Here is an 18,235-nt window from a genome sequence, read left to right as displayed (position 1 = left end):
GGGTGACGCGCGTGGTTCAGTCACCCTGATATCTCACCGAGGTGTACTTGAGAATATAGGATAGGTCCGATGGACCAGGTCTGCCTGCAGCCGGTGGTCGGCGCCTTCGAGGCTGGTCGGGGCGTGAGAAGACGGGCCGGAGGCGGCCGATGCGGTTGGTCCCGGCAATGGCCTCAACACCGGCTGGGAAGATCCGGATGAATGTCGTCCGGAAGCAATCTCCGGCGGCATTTCGCGGTCGGAAAATAGACTGGCGGAAATGAAAACGGGCTCCGGATCACGGTGTCGCATATCCGGGAGTAATGGCGCGCCCGAGAGGATTCGAACCTCTGACCTCTGCCTCCGGAGGGCAGCGCTCTATCCAGCTGAGCTACGGGCGCAGGCGTGAAGGTGGCATAGGATACCCTGTCGCAGCGGTGGCGTCCACGGGTCTTGGGAATGTCCGGGATTCCCGGTGAAAAGCTGTGTCTATTTAGGTATTTGCAGCCCTTTGGGTTTCTCCATTGATAATTATCAGTATAATCTGATGTTCCCATGACCCTGGCGGAAGGGCCCGGTTGCAGCGCCAGGTGGCATCTACAGGACAGCTGACTGGACAATAAAGAGGATTCGATTGTGAGCAAGTCGAACAGCACGTATTTCGGGACTTCCGTGGCGGTTCTGGTAGCCGTCGTGGTGCTGGTGGGGGCGGTCTACAAGGTATTCGTCGGCGCTCCGCCGCAGGCGCCCATGGATGATCAGGCCGTGGCCGAGCGGCTCAAGCCCATGGGCGAGGTGACGGTGGCCGCCGCCCCCGCGCCGGCCGCCGAGGCGCCGGCCGGTGAGTCCGCCGCTCCGGCCGAGGCCGCGCCCGCCGCGACCGAGACCGCGGCCGCCGCGCCCGCCGCCGCCTCCGGTGCCGCGGCCGGTGAGGCCATCTACAACAAGGCCTGCATCGCCTGCCACGCCGCCGGCGTGGCCGGTGCGCCCAAGCTGGGCGACGCCGCGGCCTGGGAGCCGCGTATCGCCAAGGGCATCGACGCCCTGTTGCAGTCGGCCATCAACGGCCTGAACGCCATGCCGCCCCGCGGCACCTGCATGGACTGCTCCGACGACGACCTGCGCAACGGCATCGAGTTCATGATCTCGAAGGCGCAGTAAGCTTCAAGCCTTCCGCCGCAGTGCAAAAAGGGCCTCTCCGGAGGCCCTTTTCTTTTCCGGTCGGCACCGGCGGGGAGCCGATGTCGCCGGGGTCCCGGCTATCCCAGCAGGCTCTTGAGGTTGGCCAGATGGGCCCGGCCGGTGGTCTGGCGCTCCTCGGGGCTGCGGGCCTCGCCGCGGCCCTCCCAGGCGACATCCTCGGCGGGCAGCTCCTCGAGGAAGCGGCTGGGGACGCACTCCACCCACTCGCCGTACTGCCTGCGGCGGCGGCAGTAGGTGAGGGTGAGGGTGCGCATGGCGCGGGTGATGCCCACGTAGGCCAGGCGCCGCTCCTCCTCCACGTTGTCCTCCTCGAGGCTGCTGCGGTGGGGCAGTATCTCCTCCTCCACCCCCACCATGAACACGTGGGGAAACTCCAGCCCCTTGGCGGCATGCAGGGTCATCATCCGCACCTGGTCCCCGGCGTCCTCCCCGTCGTCCCGATCCAGCAGGTCCATCAGGGCGATGTGGGCCACGATGCCGGCGAGGTTCTTGCCGCGATCCTCGTGGCGGGCCAGGTTCTCCACCCATCCGACGAGCTCCTGGACGTTCTCCCAGCGCCGCTCGGCGGTCTTGGGATCCTTGCAGGTCTCGTAAAGCCAGCCCTCGTAGTCGATGTCCCGCAGCAGCTGGCGGGTCACCTCCACCGGGTCGTCGCCCTCGGCCCGCCGGCGCAGCCCCTCGAGCCAGTGGCTGAAGCGCTGCAGGCGCTCCAGGGCCCGCTCCGGTAGGTGCTGGGCCAGCCCCAGCTCGCCGGCGGCGGCGAGCAGGCCCGCCTGGCGCCGGCGGGCGTACTCGCCCAGCTTCTCCAGGGTGCCGGGCCCGATCTCCCGGCGCGGGGTGTTCACCACCCGCAGGAAGGCGGCATCGTCCTCGGGGTTGGCCAGCAGGCGCAGGTAGGCGATGACGTCCTTCACCTCGGTGCGGGCGAAGAAGGAGGTGTCGCCGCTCAGGTGGTAGGGGACGTTGTGGGCGCGCAGCACCCGTTCGAACAGCCGTGCCTGATGGTTGCCGCGGTAGAGGATGGCGTAGTCCCCGTAGCGGGTGCGGTGCTGGAAGCGGTGGCTGATGATCTCGGTCACCACCCGCTCGGCCTCCTGTTCCTCGTTGGCCACCTGCAGGATGCGCAGGGGATCCCCCGGGCCATACTCGCTCCACAGCGCCTTGTCGAAGACGTGGGGATTGTTGGCGATGACGCGGTTGGCCGAGCGCAGGATGCGGCCGCTGGAGCGGTAGTTCTGCTCCAGCTTGATGACGGTCAGGCGCGGGTAGTCCTCCGCCAGGCGGGCCAGGTTGTCGGGGCGCGCGCCGCGCCAGCCGTAGATGGACTGGTCGTCGTCGCCCACCACGGTGAACGCGCCCTGCACCCCGGTGAGCTGTCGCACCAGCTGGTACTGGGCGGCGTTGGTGTCCTGGTACTCGTCCACCAGCAGGTAGCGGATGCGGTTCTGCCACCACTCCAGCACCTCGGGGTGGTCCCGGAACAGCCGTACCGGCAGGGTAATGAGATCATCGAAATCGAGCGCGTTGTAGGCGCGCAGCTGCCGTTCGTAGGCGGCGTAGAGGCGCGCGCAGGCCGCCTCGAGCGCATCGCCGGCGCGGGAGAGCGCCACGGCCGGGTCCAGCAGGTCGTTCTTCCAGCGCGAGATGCGGTGCAGGTGCGACTCGGCCAGGGCCGGGTCGGCCCCGCTGTCCTGGCGCAGCAGTTCGCGCACCAGCCCGGCGCTGTCCTGGGCGTCGAGAATGGTGAACCCGGCACGCAGCCCGAGGCGCCTGTGCTCGCGGCGCAGGATGTTGAGGCCCAGGGTATGGAAGGTGGAGACGGTGAGGTCGCGCACCTCGTTCTGGCCCAGCAGCCCGCCCACGCGCGCCTTCATCTCCCGGGCGGCCTTGTTGGTGAAGGTCACCGCGGCGATGTTCCGCGGCGCCAGGCCGCACTCCCGGATCAGCCAGCCGATCTTCTCGGTGATGACGCGGGTCTTGCCGCTGCCGGCACCGGCCAGCACCAGCAGCGGGCTGTCGAGGTGGCGGACCGCGGCCTGTTGGCGCGGGTTGAGTGCAGGCATCCGGGATCAGGCGAGGGGCACGGGGCGGCGATTATCCGCCATCGCCCGTGGCGCTACAACCGGCCGCATCACGGCCGGGTCACAAGGAGGCTTCCAGGGCCTGCTTCACCCGCGTGTACTCGGCGGCGGCGCTGCGGAACAGCTCGGCGGCGCCTTCGGTGGTGCCGGATCGGCCCAGTGCCTCCAGCTCCTTGGCCAGGGCGGACAGGGGCATGGCGCCGAGGTTGGCGCTGCTCGATTTCATGGTGTGGGCGGCGGCGCGCAGGGCATCGGCGTCGGTCTTGTCGATGGCGTCGCGGATGGCGACCAGGCGGGTGGGCGTGTCCCTGAGATAGGTCTGGATCAGCTCGGCGAAAGCGTCTTCCATGATCTCCCGCAGCTCCACCAGAACCGCCTTGTCGACGGCGGGGGTGCGGGGCGAAGGGGCTTCGGTCTGGGTCATCGTGTCTAAACCTGGTCCGGTGGGGTGCGCGGGTTCCGGCAGCCACTTGCGCAAGGTGTCGGCGAGCTGGCTGCGTTTGACCGGCTTGGACAGGTAATCGTCCATGCCGGCCTCCAGGCAGCGTTCCCGGTCTCCCTCCATGGCGTTGGCTGTCATGGCGATGATGGGAATGCGGGGCAGTCCCTGCAGCTGCTCCTGCCGGCGGATGCCGGCGGTCGCCTCGAAGCCGTCCATCTCCGGCATCTGGCAGTCCATAAGCACTGCATCGTAGTGGCTTCCGAACACCGCGTGCAAGCCCTGGCGTCCGTTGTCGGCCATATCCACCATCAGCCCGAGCTTGGTGAGCATGGCGCGGGCCAGTTTCTGGTTGGTGGCATCGTCTTCCACCAGCAGGATGCGGCCGGACAGGGTCTCGGTGGACGGCGCCGGGGCCGGGGCCGGCGATTCGGCGGGGGGAGTGCCGGCGGCGGGTGCGGTGGTCCCGCCATCAGCCAGCAGGTCCAGGTCCGGAAGCTCCAGCGGCGAGCGGCCGGCGGGACGGGGTTGCGCGGGTGCGGCGGCCGCTGCCGGCTGCCCCTCCGTTGCGGAGGTGGCGGTTCGCTGCAGCCACTGGTGCAGCATCCGGCGCAGCTCCATCTGCTTCACCGGCTTGGCCAGGTAGTCGTCCATGCCGGCGGCGATGCAGCGCTGGCGATCCCCTTCCATGGCGTTGGCGGTCATGGCGATGACGGGTTGCCGGGCCCGTCCGTCCTTCTTCTCCCTGCGGCGGATGGCGGCGGTGGCCTCGAAGCCGTCCATCTCCGGCATCTGGCAGTCCATGAGGACCACGTCGAAACGGCCGGACTCCAGGGCGCGGACGCCTTCCCGGCCGTTGTTCGCCAAGTCCACGCTCAGCCCCAGCCGCTGGAGCATGGTCCGGGCCACGCTCTGGTTCACGGGGTTGTCCTCCACCAGCAGGATGTGACCGCTGAGGCGGGCGGGCGGTTCCGTGTCGGCGGGTTCAGGCGTCGCCGGGTAGGGCTCCGAGGCGGAGCGTTGCGGCGTTTCCAGTGGCACCATGCCGCCGGTGTAGTAGGTGTCGCGGTTGATGGGTTCGCGGGTGAGCGTGGCGAGCAGATGGAACAGCTCGGCGGAACGCAGCGGCTGGGCCAGCACGCCCTCGAAGCCGGCGTCCAGCTCCGCGTCGGTGTCGCCGGAGGAGCCGAGCAGGAGCAGCACCACCGGTGAGAAGATGCGGTTGTCCTTGATCTGGCGGGACAGGCGCAAGGGGTCGGTGCCGCGCAGCTTGGAGTCGATGATGGCCGCGTCGAACAGCCAGGACAGGCCGATGCGCGCCGAGTAGTTGAGCTTGTCGATGGCCTCCAGCGCGTTGTCGGCGCTGTCGAAGGAGGCGCCCCAGCGGCGCAGCAGGTTCTCGATGGAATCCCGGGTTTCGGGGTTGTCGATGACCAGCAGTACCCGGGTGCCGCGCAGGTCCACGCGCACCCGTCCGCTGCTGGTCACCGGCTTGCCCAGCCGGATGGTGAACCAGAAGGTGCTGCCCACCCCCTCCTGGCTGTTCAGCCCGATCTGCCCGCCCATGAGCTCCACCAGCCGCTTGGCGATGGACAGCCCCAGCCCGGTGCCGCCGAACTTGCGGGCCATGGACTGGTCCCCCTGGGTGAAGGGCCGGAACAGCTGGGCCTGGACCTGGGGCGTCATGCCGATGCCGGAGTCCTCCACCTCGAGGCGCAGGATGACATCGGCGCGGGTCTCCCGCAGCACGCTGGCGCGCACTTCGATGAAGCCGCGCTCGGTGAACTTCACCGCGTTGCCCACCAGGTTGAGGAGAATCTGGCGCAGGCGCGTGGGATCGCCGCGCAGCTGGGTGCCGAACCGCTCGGGGACCGACCACTTGACCTTCACCCCCTTTGCCTCGGCGCGCTTGCCCATCAGGGCGCAGACCTCGGAGACGGTGCGGCGCAGGTCGAAGTTGATGTCCTCGAGATCGAGCTGCCCCACCTCGATCTTGGAGAAATCCAGCACGTCGTTGATGATGGTGAGCAGCGACTCCGCCGAGCTCTGGGCGGTGGACACCAGGTCGCGCTGCTCCTCCCCCAGGGGCATGTCCGCGAGGAGCTCCAGGGTGCCGAGCACCCCGTTCATGGGAGTGCGGATCTCGTGGCTCATGGTGGCCAGGAACTCGCCCTTGGCGCGGCTGGCCTGCTCCGCCTCCTCCTTGGCCTGCTTGAGCGCCGTCTCGATCTTGCGCCGCTCGCTGATCTCCGCCTTCAGCCCCTCGTTGAGCTGCTCGCTCGCATCCTTCGCCGAGCGGAGGTAATCCACCAGGTGGATGTTTTCGAATCCCAGCTGCAGGGAGCGGGTCATGGATTGGTTGATGCGCCAGGCCACGCTCAGCATGAACACCATGTAGACCACGAACATGAAGCCCATGGCGCGCTGGATGTCGGTCTCCTGGGCGAAGAACTGCAGCATCGCCGGGGTCAGGCACAGCACCGTGAAGGCGGCCAGGGTGCGCATCGACAGCGCCAGCACCGGCACGGCGCCGGCCACCAGTCCGGCGAGGATCAGGGCCAGGAAGGCCTGGTGGGGAATGGACTGCGGCGGGAACAGCAGCACCCCGGCGATGCCCCAGGCGAGGCCCGAGAAGAGGGTGCCGACCGAGAAGCGCTGCATCCAGCGCGCGGCCTCGCCGGGGCCGGGACGGGTGCGCCGGTAGGCCACCAGGGTGGCGTAGCGTGCCGCGATGATGAACACCACGGCGAGCAGCCAGCCCGTGACCCGGGCGTAGTCGAGCCGCTCCACGAGCAGGAAGGCGAGCACGGCGGCGGCCACCAGGGTGGCCAGGAAACCCTTGGCCGCCTGGTCGTAGAGCATACTCACCCGTGCGGCCAGCAGCTCGGCGGCGTGATCCTCCACCGGCCGGGACTCGGCCGCGATGGTGGGCAGGATGGTGCCGTTGTGGGTCAGCTCCGGGGTGCTCATGTAGCCTTTTCGGGTCTCCATCCAGGCCGCGCACCGCGGCCCTGCCATTTTCCCGAACTGTCGCTATGGTTATCGGGGTTCAATTCATCCGCCCTGGGGCGGGAATGTCAAGCCGGCGCGGCGGGTATCCGGCTGTCGAGTCTACTCCGAATTGTGAACCGGTTCGCGCGCTCCGGCGTCCGGCAGCCAGCGCATTACCGCTTCGCGCAGCACGCCCAGCTTCACCGGCTTGCTGAGGAAGTCGTCCATCCCCACGCTGAGGCAGCGGTCGCGGTCGCCCGCCAGGGCGGCGGCGGTCATGGCGATGACGGGGGTGCGCGGCAGCCCCCGTTCCTGCTCCAGGCGCCGGATGGCGGTGGTGGCCTCGAAGCCGTCCATCTCCGGCATCTGGCAGTCCATCAGGATGACATCGAACCGCTCCGACTCCACCATCGTCATGGCGACCCGTCCATTGGCGGCCACCTCGGCCTCCAGCCCCAGTTTCCGCAGCATGCTGCGCGCCACTTTCTGGTTCACCGGGTTGTCCTCCACGAGCAGGATACGGCCGCTGAGGCTCTTCGGTTCCAGCACGGGGTCCGGCCGGGCCGGCCGGTCGTGGCGCAGGACCGTGAGCAGCGCATCCTGGAGCTGGCCCTGGCGCACGGGCTTCATCAGCCAGGCGTCGATACCGGCCCGTTCACTGTCGCCGGGGGTGATGGAGCTGAGCAGAACCAGGGTGGTCCGGGCCAGGCGGGCGTCGGTGCGGATGCGGTGGGCCAGCTCCAGTCCGTCCATGCCGGGCATCTGCAGATCCAGCAGGGCCACCGGCAGGGGGCTGCCCGCGTCGGCGGCGGCCTCGAGCTTTTCCAGGGCGGTCCTGCCGTCCACGCACTCCACGGCCTCCAGGCCCATGTGGCGCAGGTAGTCGCGCAGGATGAGCCGGTTGGTGGCGTTGTCGTCGACCACCAGCACCTTCAGCCCGGCGAGCTCGGCGAGCCGCGGCCGGCCGGCATCGGCCACCCGGCCCAGGCGCACGCTGAACCAGAAGGTGCTGCCCAGGCCGGGGCGGCTCTCCACCCCGATCCCGCCGCCCATCAGCTCCACCAGCTGCTTGGAGATGGCCAGTCCCAGCCCGGTGCCGCCATAGCGCCGGGTATCGGTGGAGTCGGCCTGGTAGAAGACCTGGAACAGGCGCTCCCGGGTGGCCGTGTCGATGCCGATGCCGGTGTCGCGGATGGTGAAGCGGAGCCGGACTTCGCCCTCCGTGGCGGCCTCCACCTCCGCGCGCACCACCACCTCGCCGGCCTCGGTGAACTTCACCGCGTTGCCCACCAGGTTGGTGAGCACCTGGCGCAGGCGGAAGGGATCCCCGCGCACCAGGGCCGGCAGCGGGGCCGGTATGTGGCAGGCCACCTCCAGCCCGCTGGCGGACTCGCTGCGGGCCAGCAGCGAGGTCACCTCTTCCACCAGCAGTGCCGGGTCGAATTCCAGCTGCGCCAGCTCGATGCGCCCGGCCTCGATCTTGGTGAAGTCGAGGATGTCGTTGATGAGGTTGAGCAGGCTGTCGGCGGAGCTGCGCGCCGTGTCCACGTACTCGTGCTGCTCCTCGGTGAGGGGGGTGTTGCGGATCAGCTCCAGCATGCCCAGCACCCCGTGCATGGGGGTGCGGATCTCGTGGCTCATGCTGGCGAGGAACTCGCTTTTGGCCCGCGCCGCCCCCTCGGCGTTGCGGCGCGCTTCGGTCAGGGCCCGGTGCACGCGGTCGGAGCTGATGGCCAGGCCGATCTGTTCGCCGACCTGGCGCAGGGTCTCCAGATGGGGCGTCTCCAGTCCGGCCTGCGGGGGGGTGAAGAGGAACAGGGTGCCGAGCTGCTTCCCGCCATGCCCCAGTGCCACGAGGAGGTGTCCGTGGTCGGGGCCGGGGGCCGGGCAGTGGTCGGCGCAGCCGGAATCGCTGCACAGTGCGGCGAACCGGACGGCCGGTTCCGGGGTGGGCTCCCCGTAGGCGAGCGCCTCCAGGGGGAGCCGGGGCGGCGGCTCGAACCCGGGATTCTCGGGCGGATCACCGTGGATCAGGTAGCGCAGGAGATGATCGCCGCCTTCCGGCTGGATATAGACCGCGCCCTGGTGGAGCAGATCAAGGCCGTCGAGATGGACCAGGCACTCCAGGACCCGGCGCAGGCGTTCGCGCAGCGGCCCGCCCTCCTGCAGGTGGCGGGCGATGCGGGCGCGGGCCTCGGCCGATTCACGCAGCAGGGCGTCGTGCTGTTCCGCCTCCACCTCGGCGGTGACATCGCGGTGGATGGCAACGAAGCCGAGCGGTTTGTCGCCCTGGTCGCGGATCGGCGTGACCGTCACCGCCGCCCAGTAGTACTCCGGCACCGGCGGGTCGGATTCGGCCCGCGGGCGGCGGCGGTTCAGGATGCGGCCGCTCCAGTTCTCGCCGTGGGTGATCCGGTGCCAGAGCTCGGCGTAGACCTCCGCCGGATTCCGGTCGCTCTTGAGGATGCTCGGCAGCTGTCCCAGCGCCTCCTCCCGGGGCCAGCCGGTAATGCTGCAGAAGGCGGGGTTGACGTAGATGATGCGGGCATCGGCATCGGTCACCATCACCGCGTCGGCGCTCGACTCGAGCGCCTGGACCAGGCGCCGCCGTTCGGCCTCGCGGGCGCGGCGGGCGCTGACGTCCCGCACCGTGCCCACGAACAGCGGCGCGGCGACGCTCTTGACCTCGGCGATGCTCAGCTCCAGGGGAAAGATGCTGCCGTCGGCGCGCTGCCCGCTGAGCTCGCGCACCTCGCCGAGCGGCTGTCCGGGCCCGTTCGCCAGGTGGCGGATGAAGGCGTCGTTGTGGGCCTGGCGGTAGGGCTCGGGCATCAGCAGCGCCAGGTCGCGTCCCACCAGCATCCCGGGCGTGTAGCCGAACATCTTCGCCGCCCGGGAGTTGATGCCCTGGATGACGCCCCGGTCGTCGATGGTGATGACCCCGTCGGCCAGGCTCTCCAGGAGCACCCGCAGATAGTGTTCGTTCGCAGCCAGCTCGAGGCTGCGGCGGCGCAGCTCCTGCTCGGCATGCAGCCGCTGGCGCCCGCCGAGGAAGCCGGTGAAGGCGAGTGCCGGGGGCGCCAGATCCAGCAGCCAGTGCCACAGGCTCTGGGCATGGACGGCGGCGACGCTGGCCGCGGAGAAGTCGAGGCCGGAAGCGAGAATGTCCACGCTCCAGGCCACGGCGGGAAAGACCAGGCCCACCAGGCCGCCGGCCAGCGCACCGTAGAGCGGGGTGAGTCGGGTTCCCAGGGGGATTTGCGCGGGGGAGGCGGGTACGGGCTTGAGGTGGGTCAGATGCTGGGGCACGGCTCAGCTCCCAGTCCGAGGCGGCCGCCATCATAGTGATCGCGGGTCACCGCCGCGCACCACCCGGCGTTCTCCAGGTACCAGCGTACGGTGGCCTCCAGCCCGGCCTCGAAGTCGTGCCGGGGCGCCCAGCCCAGCTCGGCGCGGATCTTCGCCGCGTCGATGGCGTAGCGCCGATCATGGCCCGGCCGGTCCGGCACGAAGGTCTTCAGCGCCCCGTAGCTCGTGATGCCGCGCGCCGCCAGGGCCGGGTTCGCCGCCGCCGGGCGCACCCGCTCCAGCACCGCGCAGATCCCCTCCACCACCTCCAGGTTGCTGCGCTCGCACTCGCCGCCGATGTTGTAGTGCTCCCCGGGACGCCCCGCCTCCAGCACCCGCGCGATGCCCTCACAGTGGTCCTCAACAAAGAGCCAGTCGCGCACGTTGCCCCCGTCGCCGTAGATGGGCAGCGCCCGCCCCTCCAGGGCGTTGAGCACCATCAGGGGAATCAGCTTCTCCGGGTACTGCCAGGGGCCGTAGTTGTTGGAGCAGTTGGTCACCAGCACCGGCAGGCCGTAGGTCTCGTGCCAGGCCCGCAGCAGATGGTCGGCCCCGGCCTTGCTGGCCGCGTAGGGGGAGTTGGGCGCATAGGGGGTGGTCTCGCTGAAGCGCCCCTCCGGCCCGAGGGTCCCGTAGACCTCGTCGGTGGAGACATGCAGGAAGCGGAAGGAACTCCGCTGCGCCTCCGGCAGGGCGCGCCAGTGGCGGCGGGCCGCCTCCAGCAGCACCGCCGTGCCCAGCACGTTGGTGGTGACGAAGGGCAGCGGGTCGTCGATGGAGCGGTCCACGTGGGTCTCGGCGGCGAAGTTCACCACCGCCGCGGGCGCCACGCGCCCGAACAGCGCCGCCATGGCCGCGCGGTCGCCGATGTCCGCCCGCACGAACTCGAAGCGCAGATCCTCCTCCAGCCCGGCGAGACTCTCGCGGTGGCCGGCGTAGGTGAGCGCGTCCACCACCACCACCCGCGCCGCGCCGTGCGCCAGCGCGTGGCGCACGAAGTTGCCGCCGATGAAGCCGGCGCCGCCGGTGACGATCAGGGTCTGCATGGACAGGCCGTTCTCCCCTTCAATCCGCCACAGCATACCGGTTCCAGGCTCCGATCGTGAGTGTGCGCGTCCGGCCCGGCCCCGTTGGCATGTCTCAGGCCGGATCGTCCGCGCGGATGCTGAAGCGGAAGCCCCGGTCCCGGAACACCCGCAGGCAGGCATCCACCATCATCCCGTTGTAACGGCTGCCGCGGCCAGCCTCGATCTCCATCAGCGCCTGTTCGATGCGGAGTGCCGGCCGGTAGGGCCGGTGGGAGGCCATCGCCTCCACCACGTCGGCCACCGCGAGGATCTGGGCCTCGGGCAGAATGGCATCGCCCGTCAGCCCCTCGGGATAGCCGCTGCCGTCGAGACGTTCGTGGTGCTGGAGAATGGCCCGGGCGAGGGGCCAGGGCGTCACGACATCCTGCATGATCTCGAAGCCCACCCGGGCGTGGGTCCTGATGAGGCTCATCTCGATGGGGGTGATGGCGCCGGGCCGGGTCAGGATCTCCGCCGGGATGTAGATCTTGCCGATATCGTGGATCAGCGCCGCCAGCCGCAACCCTTCCGCCCGCTCTGTGTCCCAGCCGATCTCGGTGGCGATGGCCGTGGCCAGTTCGGCCACCCGCTCCTGGTGACCGGCGGTATAGGGATCCCGGGCCTCCACGGTTCGGGCCACGGCCCGCACCGTCTGCAGCAGGGCCTGGCCGAGATGCCCGCGGATACGGTCGCGCTCCGCGCTGGTGTGCAGGGCGCGCAGGCCATAGCTCACGTCGTCGGCCAGCTCCCCCAGCAGGGCCATCTCCTCCTTGTCGAAGACCTCCGGCTCCCGCGCATAGACCGCCAGCGAGCCGGCGACCTGATCGCCGTTGAACAGGGGCAGGGCGGCGATGGAACCGAAGCCATGCTCCCGGGCCACCTCGAACCAGGGGGAGAAGTCCGGGTCCGCCTCGATCCGGCGCACCACCACCGGCTCTCCCGTGCGGATGGTACGGCCGACGGGACCCTGGCCGAGGGGGTCGTCCCCCCAGGTGACGGTGATCCGGTTCAGGTAGTCGCCGCCGGCGCCGGCATGGGCCGCCGGGAGGACGGTTTTCGCGGCGTCCTGCCCGGCGAAGCCGATCCAGGCGAGGGGGTAGCCGCCCTGCTCCACCAGGGTCCGGCAGATCGATTGCAGCAGGCTGGACTCGTCCGGAGAGCGCACCAGCGCCTGGTTGCACTCCGACAGGGTGCGCAGGGCGCGGTTGAGGCGGCGCAGGTGCAGTTCGGCGCGCCTGCGCTCGGTGATGTCCTCGAGAATGCAGTGGGTGCGCAGGAAGTGCCCGTTGCTGTCCAGGCCGATGCGGCCGTCGTAGATGACCGTCAGGTAGGTTCCGTCCTTGCGGCGCAGGTCGAATTCCACCGCGTGGATATGGCCGTCATGCTTGAAACGGGGAAAACGCTCCCGGAACAAGGCCTGCTGGGTCTCTGGCAGCAATTCCCCGAACCAGCGCCCGATGACCTCTCCGCGCTCGTAGCCCAGGGTCTCCTGCCAGGCACGGTTGACGTCCAGGATGCGTCCCTGCGCATCGAGCGACTGGTAGCCCAGCGGGGCATTCTCGTAGAGCGCCCGGAAATGGGCCTCGCTCTCGCGCAGTTCGGTTTCACTCCGTTCACGGCGGCGGGCGATGAGGTAGACCACCAGGCTGGCGCCGATAACGAAGAGGATGCCCTTGAGGTGCTGCAGCCACGACCGGATCGCGGCATCGTGGCTCAGTCGTTCGACGATGAGGTCGGTAAGCAGGATCCAGCCTCCGCCGAGAGCGAGGAACAGCCCCGCGGCCCTGAGGGCGGGGGAGTGCGGGCCGCGTCGGCGTGGAGTCATGCAATCCTCTGCTGCAGTCCCGGAACAGGCAGGAAAAACCCACGCGGTGACACGTGGTTACCACCTCCAGAACCGAGAATTGCACAGGCGTGGGCGATGTCGCCACATTCGGATTCCCCGGGCCGTGAAAAATTGTGTCCGGCGGTTCGGCTCAGCGGGTCCGGTCCATCTGCCGGTAGCCGATGGCCTCGGTGAGGTGGGTCACCGACAGGGCCTCAGCGCCGTCCAGGTCGGCGATGGTGCGGGCGAGCTTGAGCACGCGGCGGTGGGCGCGGGCGGAGAGCCCGAGCCGTGCCGTGGCCTGGGCCAGCAGGGCGCGGCCGGCCGCGTCGGGGCGGCAGTGGCGGTCGATGGCGCGCTCGTCGAGGATGGCGTTGGGGCGGTCCGAGCGGGCCTGCTGGCGCTTGCGCGCGGCGCAGACCCGTTCGCGCACCGCCGCGCTGGTCTCGGCGCGCGGGTCGGCCGCGGTCAACGCTTCCGCCGGCAGCGGCGGCACCTCCACGTGCATGTCGATGCGATCGAGCAGCGGGCCGGAGAGGCGGGCGCGGTAGCGGAGCACCTGCTCGGCGCTGCAGCGGCAGCGCCCCGAGGGGTCGCCCAGGTAGCCGCAGGGACAGGGGTTCATGGCCGCCACCAGCTGGAACCGGGCGGGGAACTCCGCCTGGCGGGCGGCGCGGGAGATGGTGATGCGGCCCGATTCCAGCGGTTCGCGCAGCACCTCCAGCACCCGGCGGTCGAACTCGGGCAGCTCGTCCAGGAACAGTACGCCGTGATGGGCCAGGGAGATCTCACCGGGACGGGGGGTGGTGCCGCCGCCCACCAGCGCCACCCCCGAGGCCGTGTGGTGGGGGGCGCGGAACGGGCGCACGCCCCAGCGCCCGGGCTGGAAGGGCGTGCCGCTGATGGAGGCCACCGCCGCCGCCTCCAGGGCCTCCGCGTGGGACATGGGCGGGAGCAGCCCCGGCAGGCGGCTGGCGAGCATGGTCTTGCCGGTGCCCGGGGGGCCGATGAGGAGCAGGCTGTGGCTGCCCGCGGCGGCGATCTCCAGCGCCCGGCGGGCGCGGTGCTGGCCGCGCACCTCGGCCAGGTCGAGGCCGTCGGCCGGGTCGACGGGGCCGGGCCGGTAGTGGTGGGGTGTGATCCGCTCCCGGCCCAGCAGGTGGGCGCAGACGCCCAGCAGGTGCCCGGCGGGCAGGATCTCGGCCGCACCGGGCAGGGCCGCCTCGTCGGCATTCTCCCGCGGCACTACCAGGCGGTGACCGTCCCGGCCCGCGGCCAGGGCCGCCGGCAGCAGGGCGGGCACGCCGCGCAGGGCCGCGCCCAGGGCCAGCTCACCGAGGAACTCCACGTCCGCCAGCGCCGCGCGGGGCAGCTGGCCGGAAGCGGCGAGGATTCCCACGGCGATGGGCAGGTCGAAGCGGCCGCCCTCCTTGGGGAGATCGGCGGGGGCGAGATTGATGGTGATGCGCCGCGGAGGGAACTGGAAGCCGGCGTTCTGCAGCGCCGCGCGGACCCGGTCCTTGCTCTCGCGCACCGCCGCCTCCGGCAGCCCGACGATGGACAGGCCCGGCAGGCCGTTGGCCAGGTGCACCTCCACGCTCACCAGCGGGGCGTGCAGGCCCGCGGCGGCGCGGCTCAGCACCACGGCCAGCCCGGGCTTGCCGTCGCCGCGGGCGGCGGACGGCGCGGCGCCCGCGTGCGCGGCGGGCGTGATGTCAGGATCCTGTGGCATGGACTTCCCTGTCCGTCAGGCGGCGGCGCTCCTGCCGTCGCGGGGCCGTGGCCCGTCAGTGGCCCGGGGTGGCGGCTCCCGGGTCATCCTGCAGGCGGCGCTCGAGCAGCGCCACCTGCCGTTCCAGCTCCTCCAGCCGGGCCCGGGTGCGCGCGAGCACTTGGGCCTGGACGTCGAACTCCTCGCGGCTGACCAGATCCAGCTTCTCGAAGGTGGAGCTGAGCAGGGCGCGGAAGCTGCGCTCCAGCTCCGAGCGCATCTCCCGTGCTCCGGGCACCGCGCCGGCGAGGCGCTGGGAGAGTTCATCGAGTCGTTTCGGGTCGAGCACCGGTTGTATTCCTCGGCAGGTTTGAAGGTCCCGGCGGCCGGACGCGCTCCGCGGGAGCCCGTCGCGCCTGCATGGGAGACCAGTTTACCGCATCACTACCGGATCTCCGGCAGCGGCCGGATGCGGTGTGCCGCCCCAGTTTACGAAAATCACGTGCCGGTGGACATGGAGGGCGTGCACCAGATTGGTGCGGATCGGGGCGCAATTCCGGATACCGGGGGCCGGGCCCCATTCTAACCCATTGATAATCCGTGGCTCCTGCAACTGGCACGGAAGCTGCTCATATCCGGGTGGATGCCGTGCGGCACTTCGCGGCACGGTGGGAACGGTGGCGGGGTCGGTGGGCCCCGGACGGAGGAACAGATCCTATGAAACTGGTAACGGCAATCATCAAGCCCTTCAAGCTGGATGACGTGCGCGAGGCGCTCTCGGAGGTGGGGGTGCAGGGCATCACGGTCACCGAGGTGAAGGGTTTCGGGCGGCAGAAGGGCCACACCGAGCTCTACCGCGGGGCGGAGTACGTGGTGGACTTCCTGCCCAAGGTGAAACTGGAGGCCGCGGTCCCGGACGCCCAGGTGGAGGGGGTCATCGAAGCCATTACGGGCGCCGCCCGGACGGGAAAGATCGGCGACGGCAAGATCTTCGTCTCCGTGCTGGAGCAGGGGGTGCGCATCCGCACCGGGGATATGGGCGATGAGGCTCTGTGAGGCCGGGAGAGGCATACCGATGAAAACCGCAAACCGATTCCTGGCATTCGCCGCCCTGCTGGCGGGGCCGGGCCTGGCCCTGGCGGCCGACGCGGCGGGTCCCGATTCCGGCGACACCGCCTGGATGCTCACCGCCACGGCCCTGGTGCTGTTCATGACCATTCCCGGTCTGTCGCTGTTCTACGCCGGCATGGTGCGCAGCAAGAACGTGCTCTCGGTGCTGATGCAGTGCTTCGCCATCACCGCGCTGATGTCGGTGCTGTGGGCGCTGTACGGCTACAGCCTGGCCTTCGACACCGCCGGCATGGAGGCGGGGGTGACCAACCTGCGCTCCTTCGTGGGCGGCCTCGACCTGGCGTTCCTGGGCGGGGTGACGGTGGACAGCCTCACCGGCACGGTGCCGGAGACGGTGTTCATGACCTTCCAGATGACCTTCGCCATCATCACCCCGGCGCTCATCGTGGGCGCCTTCGCCGAGCGCATGAAGTTCTCCGCCATGCTCTGGTTCATGGGGCTGTGGTTCACGCTGGTCTACGCGCCCATCGCCCACATGGTCTGGAGCGGTGACGGCGGGTTCATGTGGGACCTGGGGGTGCTCGACTTCGCCGGCGGCACGGTGGTGCACATCAACGCCGGCATGGCGGGGCTGGTGGCGGCCATCATGCTGGGGCGGCGCAAGGGCTGGCCCACCACCGCCATGCCGCCCCACAACCTGGCCCTCACTGTGGTGGGCGCCTCCATGCTGTGGGTCGGCTGGTTCGGCTTCAACGCCGGCAGCGCGGTGGCCGCCAACGGGACCGCCGGCATGGCCATGGCGGTGACCCAGCTGGCCACGGCGGCGGCGGCGCTGGGCTGGATGTTCAGCGAGTGGCTGAGCCACGGCAAGCCGAGCGTGCTGGGCATCGCCTCCGGCGCGGTGGCCGGGCTGGTGGCCATCACCCCGGCCTCCGGCACCGCCGGCCCCATGGGGGCGCTCGCCATCGGCGTCGCCGCCGGCGTGGGCTGCTTCTTCGCCGCCACCCGCCTGAAGCGCGCCTTCGGCTACGACGACTCCCTGGATGTCTTCGGGGTGCACGGCGTGGGCGGCATCATCGGCGCGCTGCTCACCGGCGTGTTCGCCGATGCGGCCCTGGGTGGCGCGGGGCTGGCCGAGGGCGTGACCATCGGCGGACAGGTCTGGGTGCAGCTGCTGGGGGTGCTCTTCACCCTGGTCTACACCGGTGTGCTGAGCTTCGTCATCCTCAAGGTGCTGGATCTCACCATCGGCCTGCGGGTCAGCGAGGAGGCGGAGACCCAGGGTCTCGACCTGGCGGCCCACGACGAGCGCGGCTACGTGCTCTGAGAAGCCGCTCCCAACCCCATCGACGGGCGCTTCGGCGCCCGTTTCTTTTGTCATCGCGGCAACCGCCCCGGCACGTTTCCCGTGCGCCGCCACCGCTGACCCGGTCCGGCGTGCACCAGGTTGGTGCGCATCCCGGCGGCAAGCCCTCCATTGATGCGTGGCTGGAGGGCGGAATCCTATATAAGAAACTGTTTATTAATGGTAATTCAATAGTGGCACGTCTTCTGCAAAGGACGGGTGGCAAGACTTTTGATTCGGGGTGACGGCCCCAGGCAGGCCCCGCAGGATTCGACCCTAGTGATTCAGGAGAGTGCACACATGATCAAGAAGACCCTTCCCCTGGCCGTGGGCCTGCTGCTGAGCGCCGGCGCGGCACAGGCGGAGCTGTCGGCCAACATCGGCGTCACCAGCGACTATGTCTGGCGCGGCGTCACCCAGAGCGACAATGGCCCGGCGGTGCAGGGTGGCGTGGACTGGAGCCATGACAGCGGCTTCTACCTCGGCACCTGGGCCTCCAACGTGAAGTTCGGCGACGACACCGGCCACGAGCTCGATCTCTACGGCGGCTATGGCGGCTCGGTGGGCGAGTTCGGCTACGACGTGGGGCTGTTCTACTACACCTACCCCTCCTCCTGGGACGCCAACTTCCTCGAGCTGGGTGTGAGCGCCAGCTACCTGATGTTCAACGCCGGCCTCAACTACACCCTGGCCAGCGAGGTGGATGACGGCGCCTTCACCGAAGGTGATCTCTACTACTACGCCGGCCTGAGCTTCGACCTGCCGCAGGAGTTCAGCCTCGGTTTCACCGTCGGCCACTACGACTTCGACTACAGCGGCGCCGATGACTACACCCACTACCAGGTGGACCTGGGCAAGAGCGCCGGTGATTTCGGCGACTTCACCCTGAGCCTCTCCCAGGCCGAGGAAGAGGCGGGCAATCCCAACGGTGATGACGTGATCGCCTTCGTCTCCTGGAGCAAGAGCTTCTGAGACGGCCGGACGACAACGGCATCGGACACACGCAACAGGGGCCCGCGCCAGGCGGGCCCCGGACGGAGGAACAGGACTCATGAAGCTGGTAACGGCAATCATCAAGCCCTTCAAGCTGGATGACGTGCGCGAGGCGCTCTCGGAGGTGGGGGTGCAGGGCATCACGGTCACCGAGGTGAAGGGTTTCGGGCGGCAGAAGGGTC

Annotated in this window: 12 protein-coding genes and 1 tRNA gene; 5 read left to right on the top strand and 8 right to left on the bottom strand. The window is 69.8% G+C overall.

What is annotated here, in order from left to right:
* Window positions 1-303 precede the first annotated feature (303 nt).
* Window positions 304-380: transfer RNA gene (locus DFQ59_RS00135), tRNA-Arg, on the bottom strand.
* 271 nt (window positions 381-651) lie between these two features.
* Here DFQ59_RS00135 and DFQ59_RS20420 point away from each other — a divergent pair.
* Window positions 652-1,140, top strand: coding sequence for a c-type cytochrome (locus DFQ59_RS20420; RefSeq protein ID WP_211314726.1), 489 nt, complete (start codon window positions 652-654; stop codon window positions 1,138-1,140).
* 98 nt (window positions 1,141-1,238) lie between these two features.
* Here DFQ59_RS20420 and rep read toward each other — a convergent pair whose 3' ends face one another.
* The 7 genes from rep to DFQ59_RS00095 all read right to left on the bottom strand — a co-directional run bounded on the left by rep (window position 1,239) and on the right by DFQ59_RS00095 (window position 14,993).
* Complete coding sequence (gene rep, locus DFQ59_RS00125) at window positions 1,239-3,245, bottom strand: DNA helicase Rep (protein ID WP_114277645.1); 2,007 nt, start codon at window positions 3,243-3,245, stop codon at window positions 1,239-1,241.
* 79 nt (window positions 3,246-3,324) lie between these two features.
* The gene (locus DFQ59_RS00120; protein WP_170141973.1) at window positions 3,325-6,693 is read right to left on the bottom strand and encodes a response regulator; all 3,369 of its coding nucleotides are present in this window, start codon (window positions 6,691-6,693) and stop codon (window positions 3,325-3,327) included.
* A gap of 120 nt (window positions 6,694-6,813) precedes the next feature.
* Window positions 6,814-10,002: a PAS domain-containing hybrid sensor histidine kinase/response regulator gene (locus DFQ59_RS00115; protein WP_114277643.1), complete on the bottom strand. Its 3,189-nt coding sequence runs from the start codon at window positions 10,000-10,002 to the stop codon at window positions 6,814-6,816.
* Window positions 9,987-11,087, bottom strand: coding sequence for a dTDP-glucose 4,6-dehydratase (rfbB, locus tag DFQ59_RS00110; RefSeq protein WP_114278439.1), 1,101 nt, complete (start codon window positions 11,085-11,087; stop codon window positions 9,987-9,989). Before rfbB ends, DFQ59_RS00115 begins: the two co-directional genes overlap by 16 nt.
* A gap of 94 nt (window positions 11,088-11,181) precedes the next feature.
* Window positions 11,182-12,933, bottom strand: a complete 1,752-nt coding sequence (locus tag DFQ59_RS00105) for an HD domain-containing phosphohydrolase (RefSeq protein WP_114277642.1) — start codon at window positions 12,931-12,933, stop codon at window positions 11,182-11,184.
* A gap of 151 nt (window positions 12,934-13,084) precedes the next feature.
* Window positions 13,085-14,665: a YifB family Mg chelatase-like AAA ATPase gene (locus DFQ59_RS00100; protein WP_114277641.1), complete on the bottom strand. Its 1,581-nt coding sequence runs from the start codon at window positions 14,663-14,665 to the stop codon at window positions 13,085-13,087.
* 55 nt (window positions 14,666-14,720) lie between these two features.
* A complete protein-coding gene (locus DFQ59_RS00095; protein ID WP_114277640.1) occupies window positions 14,721-14,993 on the bottom strand; it encodes an accessory factor UbiK family protein in 273 nt (90 codons plus the stop codon).
* Window positions 14,994-15,361: 368 nt separating this feature from the next.
* On the opposite strand from DFQ59_RS00095, the gene DFQ59_RS00090 reads away from it, so the two are divergent.
* The 4 genes from DFQ59_RS00090 to DFQ59_RS00075 all read left to right on the top strand — a co-directional run.
* Window positions 15,362-15,700, top strand: a complete 339-nt coding sequence (locus DFQ59_RS00090; protein ID WP_114277639.1) for a P-II family nitrogen regulator — start codon at window positions 15,362-15,364, stop codon at window positions 15,698-15,700.
* Between the two features lie 19 nt (window positions 15,701-15,719).
* Window positions 15,720-17,042, top strand: a complete 1,323-nt coding sequence (locus DFQ59_RS00085) for an ammonium transporter (protein ID WP_114277638.1) — start codon at window positions 15,720-15,722, stop codon at window positions 17,040-17,042.
* Between the two features lie 318 nt (window positions 17,043-17,360).
* The gene (locus DFQ59_RS00080; RefSeq protein ID WP_114277637.1) at window positions 17,361-18,032 is read left to right on the top strand and encodes a TorF family putative porin; all 672 of its coding nucleotides are present in this window, start codon (window positions 17,361-17,363) and stop codon (window positions 18,030-18,032) included.
* Between the two features lie 79 nt (window positions 18,033-18,111).
* Window positions 18,112-18,235: P-II family nitrogen regulator (locus DFQ59_RS00075; protein WP_281268232.1), on the top strand; the 124-nt coding region annotated here is incomplete at its 3' end.

This window comes from Thioalbus denitrificans, from assembly GCF_003337735.1.
GTDB classification, from domain to species: domain Bacteria; phylum Pseudomonadota; class Gammaproteobacteria; order DSM-26407; family DSM-26407; genus Thioalbus; species Thioalbus denitrificans.
This window is presented reverse-complemented; position numbering and strand designations above follow the sequence as displayed.